The following is a 12613-nucleotide window of genomic DNA, read 5'->3' as shown; positions in this document are numbered from 1 at the left end:
CATCGACCGGACCACCTACAAAGCCACCATCAGCATCACCATGCTCACGAGCAGCCCTTGACGCCCCGACCCCCGCCCTAACTGAACGGCGTTGGTCCTAGAACCCCACCTCGCGGACCTTGAGGGTCCAGGCGCCGTCCGCCTGCAGGAGCAGCAGCAGGGGACCCGCCGGGATCGGCACGGTGTGCCGGCCCTTGCCCTCGGCCGAGGTCAGGATCAGGGTGCGCGGCCCGGTCAGGTCCGTCTGCCCGAGGACGTGGTAGCCGTTGATGCCGATGTAGCCCCCGCCGTTCATCGACGGGTCGCCGTCGAAGTCCACCCGGAGGTCGGCCGGTCCGCCCGTGTACAGCAGGGCCCCGGAGCAGTACCCGCGGACCGTTCCCTCCAGCCGGGCGGCGGCGGCGACGGGCCTCACCCGCAGGGTCCACTCGTTGTCGGCCTGGAGCCGCATCCGCAGGGGGCGGCCCGCGGGGGCCATGGCGACCTGGCTGCCCCGGAAGTCGGGCAGGGTCGAACTGAAGATGTAGCGCAGGCTCTTGTTCTGCTCGTCGAGCGGGTTGAGGCCGACGTAGCCGCCGCCCTTGTGCGCGAGGTCGACGAGGACGGGACCGCCGGGGACGCGGGAGTCCGTGGTGATGACGTCGTTCGCGCGTCCCTTGACGGTGAACGGCTCGAAGACCGGACCGAAGTCCCAGGCCTCGGCGCTCCGGTGCTTCCGCTCGCCCGGCTCGCGCTTCTCGTACGGGGACGGCGCGTGCGCCGGTGTCGCCACCTTGGCGACACCCGTCAGCGGGACAGGGCCGGCGGCAGCCGGGGGAGCCACCGGTTCCGCGACCGCGTCCTCCTCCGCGACCTCGACCCCGTACGCCGTGACGAGCCCGGCGAGCCCGGAGGTGTACCCCTCCCCGATCCCGGTGAACTTCCAGCCGCCCGACTCGCGGAAGAACTCACCGAAGACGACGGCCTTCGCGTCGTCCGGATGCGCGATCAGCCAGGCGACGACCACCGCCCTGTCCGGGGCCATCGCCGCCAGCGAGCCGGTGACCGCCGGACCGGCGATCACGATCCGCTCGACCTCCGGCTCCACCTCGTGCAGCGCGAGGGCCAGCGACGCCCTGTCGTGCCGTACCGCGCCGGAAGGGTGGACGGGCTGCCCCTCGAAGACCATGTCCGCGTCGCCGCGGACCCGGCCGTCCGCGCCGAGCAGCAGCGCCGCTATGCCCGCGTTTCCGATGCCGACCCGCAGGGTGACCGACGGCACCCAGGAACTCTCCTTGATGTGACCCATGCCGCACATCATGCGGCATGGGTCACGAGCCGGGGTCAGTCGACCTCGGCCACCGCCTGCGCGAACTGCGCCCGGTACAGCCGGGCATAGGCCCCGGCCGACTCCAACAGCTCCTCGTGCGTGCCCTGTTCGACGATCGAGCCGTTCTCCATCACCAGGATCACGTCCGCGTCGCGGATCGTGGAGAGCCGGTGCGCGATGACGAACGACGTCCGCCCGTGGGCCAGTCGGGCCATCGCCTTCTGGATCAGGACCTCGGTGCGGGTGTCGACGGAGCTGGTGGCCTCGTCGAGGACGAGGATCACCGGGTCGGACAGGAACGCCCGGGCGATGGTGATCAGCTGCTTCTCTCCCGCGCTGACCCCCGCCCCGTCGTCGTCGATGACCGTGTCGTACCCGTCGGGGAGGGTCCGGACGAAGCGGTCGGCGTGCGCGGCCCGCGCCGCCTCCTCGATCTCCGCCCGCGTCACCTCGCGCGTCGCGCCGTACGCGATGTTGTCGGCGATGGTGCCGCCGAAGAGCCAGGTGTCCTGGAGGACCATCCCGATCCCGGCCCGCAGGTCCTCGCGGGACATCGTGGCGATGTCCGTTCCGTCCAGGGTGATGCGGCCGCCCGTGACCTCGTAGAACCGCATGAGGAGGTTGACGAGGGTCGTCTTGCCGGCGCCCGTCGGACCGACGATCGCGACCGTCTGACCCGGCTCCACCGTGAGCGACAGGTCCTCGATGAGCGGCTTGTCGGCCTCGTAACGGAAGGAGACCTCCTCCAGGGCGACCTTGCCCTTGAAGTCCTCCGGGGGCAGGTCGGCCGGGTGCGCGCTCTTCGGCGCGTCCGGCTCCTGCTCCTCGGCGTCGAGGAGCTCGAAGATCCGCTCCGCCGAGGCCACGCCCGACTGCACCAGGTTCGCCATCGAAGCCACCTGCGTCAGCGGCATCGAGAACTGGCGCGAGTACTGGATGAAGGCCTGCACGTCACCGATGGAGAGCGTGCCGCTCGCCACCCGCAGACCGCCGACGACGGCCACCAGGACGTAGTTGATGTTCGAGACGAAGAACATCACCGGCTGCATCACACCGCTGTTGAACTGCGCCTTGAACCCGGCCTCGTACAGCGCCTCGTTCTGCTCGCGGAAGTCCCGCGCGGACTCCTCCTGCCGGCCGAAGACCTTCACCAGGTTGTGCCCGGTGTACATCTCCTCGACGTGCGCGTTGAGCGTGCCCGTGGACTTCCACTGCTGCACGAAGTGCGGCTGCGAGCGCTTGCCGATCTTCGCCGCGACGAAGACCGAGACCGGCACCGTCACCAGCGCCACCAGGGCGAGCAGCGGCGAGATCCAGAACATCATCGCGAGCACGCCGACGATCGTGAGCAGCGAGTTGATCAACTGGCCCATCGACTGCTGGAGCGTCTGCGAGATGTTGTCGATGTCGTTGGTCGCCCGGGACAGCACCTCGCCGCGCTTCGCCTTGTCGAAGTACGACAGCGGCAGCCGCGCCAGTTTCGTCTGGACGTCCTCCCGCATGCGGAAGACCGTCCGGTTGATCACCTTGATCGACAGCCGGGTCGAGACCAGCATGAGCAGGCCCGCCGCCACGTAGACCGCGAGGACCCAGAGCAGGACCTCGCCGACCGCGCCGAAGTCGATGCCCTGCCCGGGGACGAAGTCGACCCCGGACAGCATGTCCGCCATGCCGGAGTCGCCCGAGGCACGGAGCCCCGCGATCGCCTCCGCCTTCGTGCCACCCTCGATCTGCCGCCCGACCACGCCCGCGAAGACGAGGTCCGTCGCCTTGCCGAGGATCTTCGGCCCGACCACGGAGGCCGCCACCGACAGCACACCCGCGAGCAGCATCACCCAGAGCGTGGAGCGCTCGGGCGCCAGCTGCTTGAGCAGCCGCTTGCCGGAGCCCTTGAAGTCCATCGACCGCTGGTCGGGGCCGCCACCGGCCATCATGCGTCCGCCAGGACCGGCCATCAGGCTGCCTCCGCCTCGGTCAGCTGGGAGAGCACGATCTCCCGGTACGTCTCGTTCTCCGCCATCAGATCCCGGTGCCGGCCCGTGCCGACGACCCGGCCCTCGTCGAGGACGACGATCCGGTCGGCGTCCCGGATGGTCGCCACCCGCTGGGCGACGATCACCACCGTCGACTCGGCCGTCTCCTGCCGGAGCGCCTCGCGCAGCAGCGCGTCGGTCTCGTAGTCCAGGGCGGAGAAGGAGTCGTCGAAGAGATAGATCTCCGGTTTCTGCACCAGCGTCCGCGCGATCGCGAGCCGCTGCCGCTGACCGCCGGAGACGTTCGTGCCGCCCTGCGCGATCGGGGCGTTCAGCCCGTTCTCGAGCTTGCGGACGAAGTCGGCGGCCTGGGCGACCTCCAGGGCGTGCCAGAGCTCCTCGTCGGTCGCGTCGGGCTTCCCGTACCGCAGGTTCGTCGCCACCGTCCCGGAGAACAGGTACGGCTTCTGCGGCACCAGGCTCACCGTCCGCGCCATCAGCGCGGGGTCGAGCTTCCGCACGTCGACGCCGTCGACGAGGACCTCGCCGCCGGTCGCGTCGAAGAGGCGGGGCACGAGCCCGAGGAGCGTCGACTTGCCGCTGCCCGTCGAACCGATGATCGCGGTGGTCTCCCCGGGCCGGGCGACGAGCCCGACGTCCTTGAGGACCGACTCCTCGGCGCCCGGATAACGGAAGTCCGCGCTCCTGACCTCCAGGTGCCCGCGCCGGTCGAGGGTCGTCACCGGCTCGGCCGGCGGCACGACGCTGGACTCGGTCGAGAGGACCTCCTCGATGCGCTCGGCGCACACCTCGGCACGCGGCACCATCATGAACATGAAGGTGGCCATCATGACGGACATCACGATCTGCATCAGATAGGCGAGGAAGGCGGTCAGCGCGCCGATCTCCATCCCGCCGCTGTCGATGCGGTGCGCGCCGAACCAGACGACGGCCACGCTGGAGACGTTCACGACGGTCATCACGACCGGGAACATCAGCGCCATCAGCCGGCCTGTCGCCATCGACACATCGGTCAGATCGGCGTTGGCCCGGCGGAACCGCTCCTCCTCGTACCCGTCCTTCACGAAGGCCCGGATGACGCGGTTGCCGGTGATCTGCTCGCGCAGCACCCGGTTCACGGTGTCGAGGCGCTCCTGCATGGTCCGGAAGAGCGGCCGCATCCGCCGGACGATGAGGGTCACGGAGATGCCGAGGACCGGCACCACGGCGAGCAGCACGGCCGACAGCGGCACGTCCTGACCGAGGGCCATCACGATGCCGCCGACACACATGATGGGCGCGGAGACCATCAGCGTGAACGCCATCAGGACCAGCATCTGGACCTGCTGCACGTCATTGGTCGTACGGGTGATCAGCGACGGCGCGCCGAAGTGCCCGAGCTCCCGCGCGGAGAAGGACTGCACGCGGTCGAAGATCGCGCCGCGCACGTCCCGGCCGAGCGCTGACGCCGTCCGGGCGCCGTAGTACACGGCTCCGATGTTGCAGACGACCTGCACGACGGAGACGCCGACCATCAGCGCGCCGAAACGCAGGATGTAGCCGCTGTCCCCGTTGACGACACCGTTGTCGATGATGTCGGCGTTCAGGGTCGGCAGGTAGAGGCTCGCGCAGGTCTGCAGGAACTGCAGCAGGACGAGCAGCGCGATGGGTTTTCGGTAGGGCCTCAGGTGGGTTCGGAGAAGTCTTATGAGCACGGGACCTACTATCGCCCGCGCGCCTGTGGGAGACGACTCGGTTTTCGGGGCGCGGGACGAGCCCTGGCAAAGACTTTACGAACCGGGGTCCGGCCCTTCCACTGGCGTCTACGCGTCGGGCCTCCGGCTACGGGTCGGGCCTTCGGCTACGCGCGCTACGGGTCGGGCCTTCGGCTACGCGCGCTACGGGTCGGGCCTTCGGCTACGCGCGCTACGCGTCGGGCCTTCGGCTACGCGTCGAAGGCGCCGGGGTGGATCTGCTCCCGAGTCGCCACGTACTGCTGCCGGACCGCCTGCCCAGCGGCCAGCTCGTCGCCGGGCTCCAGGATCTGCGCCGCGGCCCCCTGCCAGGCCGGGGGCGCGGAGGGGGACAGCGTGCCCCGTGCGACCCCGAGGGCCCAGGCGGCCTGCCGGGCGGCGCCGAGCGCCGCGTAGTCGGCCGGCTGGGGGACGACGACCTGCGCGCCGAAGAGGGCCGGTGCGAGGGCCTGGACGGCCGGGAGGCCGGCCGCGGCGCCGAGCAGGAAGATCCGCCGCACCTCGACCCCGCGCCCGCGCAGGACGTCCATGGCGTCGGCGAGCGCGCAGAGCATCCCCTCGAACGCGGCCCGCGCCAGGTGTTCGGGCTTCATCGACTCGCGCCGCAGCCCGCAGAGCGTGCCCGCGGTGTGCGGCAGGTTCGGGGTCCGCTCGCCCTCCAGATAGGGCAGCAGGACGAGCCCGGAGGCGCCGGGCGTCGACTTCAGGGTGAGCGCGGACAGCTCCTCGAGGGACTCGACGCCCAGCATCTCGGCGGTGCCGCGCAGCGCCCGCACCGCGTTGGACGTGGGGACGACGGGCAGGTGCATGCCGGTGGCGTCGGCGAAGGAGGTCATCATGCCGCCCGGGTCGGCGAGGGCCTCGTGGTGCACGGCCATCACGGAGCCGGACGCGCCGAGCGAGACGACCGCGTCGCCGGGACCGAGCCCGAGCCCGAGCGCGGCGGCCATCGTCTCGCCCGTACCGGCGGAGATGAGGAGCCCCTCGGGGGTGGTGCCGGCGGCCTCGGCCGGACCGAGGACCTCGGGCAGCACGGCCTGGTGGCCGAGCGCGAGTTCCACGAGGTCGGGGCGGTACGCGCCGGTGCGGGGCGACCAGTAGCCGGTGCCGGAGGCGGCGCCCCGGTCGGTGGTGCGCCGCGCGGGCCGTCCGAGGAGCTGCCAGACGAGCCAGTCATGAGGCTGGAGGACCATGGCGGTCCGCTGCGCGTTCTCGGGCTCCGTACGGGCCAGCCAGCGCAGCTTGGCGACCGGCTGCCCGGCGCCCGGCACACAGCCGACGGCCTCGGCCCACGCCTGGCGCCCGCCCAGCGACTCGACGAGATCGGCGGCGGAGACCTGCGCCCGCTTGTCGTTGCCGACGAGCGCGGGCCGTACGAGACCGCCCTGGGCGTCGAGCGGCACGAGCCCGTGCTGCTGGGCCGAGACGCCGATGGCCTGCACGCCCTCCAGGAGCCCGCCGGTGGCGGCCTCTCCGAGCGAGAGCAGCCAGGTCTGTGGATCGACCTCGGCGGCCTTCGGGTCGCCCTGGTGAGGGGCGTACCCCTGGCGCAGCACGGCGCCCGTGTCCGCGTCACAGACGACGATGCGCGTGAATCCGGCAGAACTGTCGAGTCCGGCGACTATCCCCATGAACATGATTCTGCCGCACGCGGAGGTAGGACGGGGATCAGCAGGACGGGAATCAGGTGTTGCTGGTGCCCCAGTCGTCGTCCTCGACCTTGCCGTTGGACCGCCCGTGTCCGCACAGCACCTGGAAGCGCTCGGTCACGGAGGCGGGGAGCCGGTCGCCCACCGTGTCGCCCACCACGTGGGCGGCCTTGCCGGCGACCTGACGCCCGGTCTGGGCCGCCGACTCGGCGGCGTTGCGCACGGCGGGGTTCTGCGCAATGTCCTTGGCGGACTTCTTCATCTGCTCGTAGCGCTCGCGTCCGGCCCGCGTGCCGACCACGTAACCGAGGGCGAGTCCCACGACGAACGTCAGCTTGTACCGCACGGCTGCGATCCTTCCCTGGAGGCCCTGGGGATACCGATTGGCGGAGCACCCCCCTGCTTGCGCTAATGTATGTGTCGCAGCGAGCAACCGCCCGCCCGGGACACCCGGAGTAGGTACGTTCGAGGCAACGCAGCAATCCCCTGTAGCTCAATTGGCAGAGCAGCCGACTGTTAATCGGCAGGTTACTGGTTCGAGTCCAGTCGGGGGAGCGCGGTCCCCTGTAGCTCAATTGGCAGAGCAGCCGACTGTTAATCGGCAGGTTACTGGTTCGAGTCCAGTCGGGGGAGCAGAACGAAAGAGGACCCTTCGGGGTCCTTTTTCGCGTCCAGGGGAACCATGCGCGGCGGGGCGAGGTCCTCATGGTCAGCAGAGCCGATCTTCCGGAGCAGGAGATCGTATGAGCGGCTATGCTGCGGCAGACGGCGCGCACACATGTACGCGCCTCACCGTTCGGGGCGGTAGCTCAGCCGGTTAGAGCAGCGGACTCATAATCCGTCGGCCGTGGGTTCGAGTCCCACCCGCCCCACCAAAGAAAAACGTTCTGACCAGCATGTTTGGCGGTCGGACGTAAGCGCGAAAGGCCTTGGCGGCCCGTCCATAGCAGGAAATCACACCTGCTTGGACAAAGTTTGGACGCGCGTCACGCGGCGCGTTCGGTTCCCTCGTTCGGCCCACCAGCGGCCGTGTCCCGCGTCACATTCGATCTTCCGGCCGTGTCCTCGGCCTCTGGCGAGGGGTCGCGACCCGGCTCGGGCTTCTTGGCCTTGCTCCGGCTGGCGGTCCCCTTCTTCTCCACCAGGTTCGGGCCGGGCTGCTTCGACCTGGGGACGACCGCGCTCGTGGACTCCGCCTCGGCCGTCAGAAGTTGCGGCAGGACGCTGGTGTAGGTGTCCGAGGTGATCTGGCGGGAGCTGTGCCCCAGCCGCTCCTGAACGACCTTGATGTCCGCCCTCCCGAGAAGCGCCAACGTCGCGGACAGGTGCCGGGTGTCGTGCAGGCGTATCGGAGGCAGGCCGGACAGCTCGACGAGCCGATTGAACCGCCGGCTGATCCAGTCGGGGTGAAGCGCCTCACCGTTCTCGTGAGTCCAGACCCGTCCGCTTTCGACCCATGCCTTCTCTCCGGACCACTGCTCGCGTTCCTGCTGCTGGGTCTCGCGCCAGGCGGTCCACAGCACCTTGGTCTGGGCGTCGAGCGTGACGGTGCGCACGCTGTCCTGCTTCGGCGCCTCGTTGTAGGTCCGGTAGGCAACCTCGACGGTCTGTGCGGAGATACGGAACCACGAGCCGCTCAGGCTGACCTCACTCCAGGGCAGCGCGCACATCTCGCCGCGGCGGGGACCGCGGAAGATGAACCCGTGCCACATGGCGGCCAGCCTGTCGTCGGCGATGAAGTCCAGAAACTCGCCAGTCTGCTCCGGGGTCCAGACCATCACGGGACTCGGCTTCAGGCCCGTGAGCTTCCAGTCAGCTACCCGCTCCGGTGTCCAGACCAGCGCCTTCGACCGCTTGGTCGGCGGCAGCTCGACCATCGTGGCCCAGTTGGTGGTGTAGTCGCCGCGCTTCACGCCACTGCCGAGAAAGGACCTGAGTGTGGCGTTGATGCGGTGCATCGTTGTGGCGCTGGTGATCTTCCGCTTACCCTTGCGGCCCTCGCGGAGGGCGGCGTTGGCGTCGAGGTAGGCGCGGCGCGTCCGGCGGCGCTCTTCCACATTCCCCGAGGCGCGGACCCACGCTGTGTGGGCGGCGTCACGGGCCTCCTGCAATTCGACGATTTGCGCATGGTGGATCAGGCGCTCGGCGTTCTCCTTCTCGATGGCGTTGTACATGGCCTCGACGTGTCGGAGCTTGCAGTCGCGTCGCTTGATGTGGCCCAGGTGGGGCTGGAGGTAGAGGCGGACGTGGTCCTCGTACCCGTTGGTCGTTGTGCGGGCCAGGCTCTTCTTCCTCTTGAGCCACGCTTCCAGGTCCTCGCCGACGGTGGCGTCGCTGAGTACGTCCGTGCCCTTGACGGCCTCTCGGTAGAGCTCGGCCGCCTTCTTCTTCGCCTTGTCCTTGGTGGGGAAGCCGCCACGGCGGACGCGGCGCCGGGTGTTGTTCTCGCCGGCTTCCAGCTCGAAGTAGAGATGCCACGTGCCGTGCTTCTTGTCTGCCTTGAGCCTCGGGCAGCTGACGCCGACAAGGCGCTTCTTCTGCAAGCCCTCGTCGTCCAGGACCGGATTGCCGTCTGGGTCGACCTCGGGCTCCCGGCAGGCGCACTTGCGCGAGTAGGTGGGGTTGAACGTCTCCGTCACTCGTTGATCCTTCAGCTCTTGATCTTCTGTGACGGTTCATGGCGAACCGTGACCCCATCTTGCCCCAACACTCCAGTGTTGGCGTATCCTTATGTCACGTTGGCGTGGGGGAGAACGCGACAACGGGATGACAACGGAAAACGCGGTAGTTACGGACTCCGGGGCCGGTCAGATGACCCTGGAAGAACTGCTCGCGCTGCCGCCGACGGTGAACGTCGTCACGGCCGCGCGGGCGCTCGGGATCGGTGTGCACAAGGCGTACGCCTTGATCAAGACAGGGGCCTTCCCCGTGCGGACGCTCACACTGGGCAGCACGGTAAGGGTTCCCACTGCCGCGATCTGGCAGCTGCTGGAGGTGGCGCCGCTGGCACGATGACCGTCGTGCTCCGATCCGATCAACTGGACTAGGCCACAGCCCAAACTGAGGGCTGTGGCCTAGGATCGGGCGGCTACACGTGTACGAGAAGAACGGACCACTGCATGCCACGGCTCTACGGTTTTGACGACCAGTCGCGTCGTCGGCTTCGCGATGACGAGGTCGATCCGCTTCGTCAGATGGTGAGTCGGGCGCTGGCTGGGCGGTCCAACGCGGACGTTGCCGCGTGGGCGAACGGTGAGGGCTACCGGGGCACGCTAGGTGGAGAGTGGAAGGACGCGTCGGTCGGGCGGCTCTTTCGCAATCCGGCGATCGCCGGATTGCGCTTGGAGGGGGACGAGCTGGTGGACGCCGGCCACCCCGGCGCGATCACGCGCGAAGAGTTCCGTGCGCTGCAGGAGCGCGAGCAGGGTCGGAAGACGGCTTCCCCGGACGAGGTATACGACTACCTCCTCAACGATGAAGCGAGCACGTGCGGCAATTGCACGCACGCCCTCCAGGGTGCTCGTACGAACGCGGGTACTCCGGGGTACCGCTGTCGGCCGAAGGACAAGAGCGGACGAGGCGGGTGCGGTGAGGTGCGCATCGATGCCGAGCTCTTGGAGACCTATGTCGGCGAGCACGTCGTGGCGGAGCTTCTGAAGCCCGGTATTCGCAAGCAGATCCTCAGCGCGCAGGCGGCGGTCCAAGAGCAGGTCAAGCAGTTGGTGGCTGAGATCGAGGATCTTGGGCAGCGCCGGACAGAAGCGAGCACCCTCTATGGACAGCGGCAGATCAGCGGCGACGCGTTCGTGACCGCTGACCGCGAGCTCACGACGAACATCAAGAAGGCTCGAAAGCGTCTGCGGTACACCGAGCAGATGGCGAACTTCTCGCTCGGCGGGGCCGAGGACCTGGTGCGATGGTGGAATGCCGCGCCGACGGCCTCCAAGCGGGCCATCGCCCTTGTTCTCCTGGAGGCCGTCGAGGTCTTTCCGGCCAGTGCGCGCGGCGTTCGTACGGTAGAGCCCGGCCGCGTAGTCCTGCACTGGCGCAAGACGGCGGGCTCGTCAGGCAGGTGAGGCGGTCGCCTTCCGGGCGGTGATCCGCCGCCCGATCATCGACATGGTCAGTCCGGTGATCAAGGCGACCACCGCCAGGCCGGCCAGGACGGGGGAGACGATCTCCTCGGCGTGCAGGGGCCAGGGGTTACCGAGATAGTGCGTGACCAGGTACGACCCCTTGCTCACGGCGTAGGCCACGCCAAGCAGGGCTGCTGCGGACGACATCGTGAGTCCTCGGGCTGTCCAAGTGTGGCCGGCGCGACGCGTGGAGAAGGCCATCCCTGAGCACAGGAACGCGATCTCTCCGCAGGTAACTGCCACGTAGGCCAGGTAGACCAGAAGGTAGACCGTGACTCCGGGCACTGCGGCGTGCTCGGTGGTGAACTCGATGTTGTCGCCCGTGGTCTTGACGAACAGCGGAAGCATGGCGGCGAGTACACACACGGCGAAGGCGATGCGTGCATACAGGCTTGCCTTGAGGACTTCGCGGTTGTACGACCAGTCCACCAGCATGAGCTGGAGGCTTCCGCACCACAGGACAGCGCAGAGGTGGGCGCCGAGCTTGGCGGCATTGTTCATCCCGGTCGCCGACTCCACGACATCCTCGACTGCAGGTACTGCGAGGAGGACTCCGAGCGTGCAGACACCGAACGCGATGGTTCGCGTGGCGCGCGCGATTCGGTAGTCGTCTCGGTCGCGCTGGCGCCAGGCTTCACGAGCGGAGAGCACGGTGCCCGTCAAGCCGAACAGGGTGCACAGGCCGAAGACTATGCCGTCCATGTGGTTCAAGTTCCTTCCAAGTCGGAGACGGCCCGCTGGGCTGCTTCCTCAAAGCTGAGGCGCCTTCGCCGGCCCGGCCGTGGGGGTTCGGCGACCGGGGGCAGAGGCTCGGGGACTTCGGGGACCGTGAGATCGCTGTGACCGTGCTGAGAGCGAATCTCGCGCGCGGCCTCCAGGAGTTCAGCGGCCCCCGTCTGACCCAGGTCATGGATCAGGCGTAGTGCTTCGCGGGCGTCTTGGTGCTCCTCGTAGACGGACAGAGAGGTCAAACCGTTGTACCCGGGGAGCAAGTAAGTTACCGGAGTCTCGAATGCACGTGCGAGGCCGAGGAGTTGAGACACCCTCGGATCGGCCTTCGTGCCGTTCAGGAACTCGTTCACGACCTGGTGGGTCATTGCCGGTTTGCTGCCAGGCGCCTCGGCGGTCGCGGCGGCGATGGCGCGCGTACTCGGAGTCTTCCCGTCCGCTCCGCGTTTCCTGCTAAGTAGCATGGCGAGCTTGCTGGCGAGGGGGATGTGCGGGCCGGGTGGCATGTGCTGGCTCCTCCTCCAAGTATGTCAACTCCGGCCTGGGGGGGGGCGGGTCGAGGGGCGATACATTGTCTATGTTGGTTGACAATAGCTGGGGCTCGAAGCAAGATCTATAACGGTTAAAACACGAACGCTTACCTAGCGTGCGGGCGTCATCCTCCTGCCCATCTGGGGTCAGGTTGCGATGGGCGCCTCTCTTAGGCTCTCAAGGTGTGCCGCAGTGTGAGATGTGTGGGGATCTAAAAGGCTGCCGCTCACCAAGGGGGGTACGGCGTCACGACGCGAAGAGGTTGCCGGTGGGGATCGAGTTGGGGCGGGTGCTGGCCAGGCTGGAGGAGTCGAGGGGTAGGGGGAACGTCATCTTGGGCGACGAGTCGGCGCGCGAGGTGCTGAGCGCCCTGACGATCGTTGACCTGAGGCGCGTCGACGGCGAGGCGGTGCGTGCGGACGGCGCGGCAGGCTGAGCGTGGTGAACGTGGAGCGCGGGGCCCCCCCGGGCCGCCCCCCCCCAGCCGGGCCCGGGAAAAAATAAGGGCAATTTTGTACCCCCCCCCGCAATG

Annotated in this window: 11 protein-coding genes and 3 tRNA genes; 6 read left to right on the top strand and 8 right to left on the bottom strand. The window is 68.6% G+C overall.

Translation table 11 applies throughout. The annotated features are described in order from the left end of the window. Positions 1–97 precede the first annotated feature (97 nt). From ACWFR1_RS36665 to ACWFR1_RS36645, 5 genes are all read right to left on the bottom strand, one after another. Positions 98–1288: a TerD family protein gene (locus ACWFR1_RS36665; RefSeq protein WP_453559471.1), complete on the bottom strand. Its 1191-nt coding sequence runs from the start codon at positions 1286–1288 to the stop codon at positions 98–100. 35 nt (positions 1289–1323) lie between these two features. After that, positions 1324–3264, bottom strand: coding sequence for an ABC transporter ATP-binding protein (locus tag ACWFR1_RS36660; protein WP_453559468.1), 1941 nt, complete (start codon positions 3262–3264; stop codon positions 1324–1326). Beyond that, complete coding sequence (locus ACWFR1_RS36655; protein ID WP_453559465.1) at positions 3264–4997, bottom strand: ABC transporter ATP-binding protein; 1734 nt, start codon at positions 4995–4997, stop codon at positions 3264–3266. The genes ACWFR1_RS36660 and ACWFR1_RS36655 overlap by 1 nt, the downstream gene beginning before the upstream one ends. Before the next feature lie 230 nt (positions 4998–5227). Next, the gene (locus tag ACWFR1_RS36650; protein ID WP_453559462.1) at positions 5228–6667 is read right to left on the bottom strand and encodes an FGGY family carbohydrate kinase; all 1440 of its coding nucleotides are present in this window, start codon (positions 6665–6667) and stop codon (positions 5228–5230) included. Positions 6668–6719: 52 nt separating this feature from the next. Continuing rightward, complete coding sequence (locus ACWFR1_RS36645) at positions 6720–7031, bottom strand: YtxH domain-containing protein (protein ID WP_453559459.1); 312 nt, start codon at positions 7029–7031, stop codon at positions 6720–6722. Positions 7032–7167: 136 nt separating this feature from the next. Here ACWFR1_RS36645 and ACWFR1_RS36640 point away from each other — a divergent pair. The 3 genes from ACWFR1_RS36640 (at position 7168) to ACWFR1_RS36630 (ending at position 7560) form a co-directional block, all read left to right on the top strand. Then, a tRNA-Asn gene (locus tag ACWFR1_RS36640) sits at positions 7168–7240 on the top strand. A gap of 5 nt (positions 7241–7245) precedes the next feature. Further along, positions 7246–7318 (top strand) — tRNA-Asn (locus tag ACWFR1_RS36635). Positions 7319–7483: 165 nt separating this feature from the next. Continuing rightward, positions 7484–7560 (top strand) — tRNA-Ile (locus tag ACWFR1_RS36630). Positions 7561–7671: 111 nt separating this feature from the next. Here ACWFR1_RS36630 and ACWFR1_RS36625 read toward each other — a convergent pair. After that, on the bottom strand, positions 7672–9324 hold the full coding sequence (locus ACWFR1_RS36625) for a tyrosine-type recombinase/integrase (RefSeq protein WP_453559456.1): 1653 nt from the start codon (positions 9322–9324) through the stop codon (positions 7672–7674). A gap of 172 nt (positions 9325–9496) precedes the next feature. Here ACWFR1_RS36625 and ACWFR1_RS36620 point away from each other — a divergent pair, with 172 nt between their 5' ends. Further along, a complete protein-coding gene (locus ACWFR1_RS36620; RefSeq protein WP_453559453.1) occupies positions 9497–9700 on the top strand; it encodes a DNA-binding protein in 204 nt (67 codons plus the stop codon). Positions 9701–9804: 104 nt separating this feature from the next. Beyond that, on the top strand, positions 9805–10761 hold the full coding sequence (locus ACWFR1_RS36615) for a recombinase family protein (RefSeq protein WP_453559450.1): 957 nt from the start codon (positions 9805–9807) through the stop codon (positions 10759–10761). Here the strand turns inward: ACWFR1_RS36615 and ACWFR1_RS36610 are convergent. Next, positions 10750–11523, bottom strand: coding sequence for a hypothetical protein (locus ACWFR1_RS36610; protein ID WP_453559447.1), 774 nt, complete (start codon positions 11521–11523; stop codon positions 10750–10752). The two genes, ACWFR1_RS36615 and ACWFR1_RS36610, sit on opposite strands and share 12 nt — an antisense overlap. 5 nt (positions 11524–11528) lie before the next feature. After that, positions 11529–11903, bottom strand: coding sequence for a hypothetical protein (locus ACWFR1_RS36605; RefSeq protein WP_453559444.1), 375 nt, complete (start codon positions 11901–11903; stop codon positions 11529–11531). A gap of 446 nt (positions 11904–12349) precedes the next feature. Between ACWFR1_RS36605 and ACWFR1_RS36600 the strand changes: the two genes are divergently transcribed. After that, positions 12350–12517, top strand: coding sequence for a hypothetical protein (locus ACWFR1_RS36600; RefSeq protein ID WP_453559442.1), 168 nt, complete (start codon positions 12350–12352; stop codon positions 12515–12517). Positions 12518–12613 lie beyond the last annotated feature (96 nt).

Source organism: Streptomyces sp. NPDC055103 (assembly GCF_053607625.1).
This window is presented reverse-complemented; position numbering and strand designations above follow the sequence as displayed.

Excerpts from the sequence above, each read along its gene's own strand:
- ACWFR1_RS36665 (WP_453559471.1), bottom strand. The coding sequence starts at position 1,288 with ATGGGTCACATCAAGGAGAGTTCCTGGGTGCCGTCGGTCACCCTGCGG.
- ACWFR1_RS36610 (WP_453559447.1), bottom strand. The coding sequence starts at position 11,523 with ATGGACGGCATAGTCTTCGGCCTGTGCACCCTGTTCGGCTTGACGGGC.
- ACWFR1_RS36660 (WP_453559468.1), bottom strand. The coding sequence starts at position 3,264 with ATGGCCGGTCCTGGCGGACGCATGATGGCCGGTGGCGGCCCCGACCAG.
- ACWFR1_RS36620 (WP_453559453.1), top strand. The coding sequence starts at position 9,497 with ATGACCCTGGAAGAACTGCTCGCGCTGCCGCCGACGGTGAACGTCGTC.
- ACWFR1_RS36615 (WP_453559450.1), top strand. The coding sequence starts at position 9,805 with ATGCCACGGCTCTACGGTTTTGACGACCAGTCGCGTCGTCGGCTTCGC.
- ACWFR1_RS36650 (WP_453559462.1), bottom strand. The coding sequence starts at position 6,667 with ATGGGGATAGTCGCCGGACTCGACAGTTCTGCCGGATTCACGCGCATC.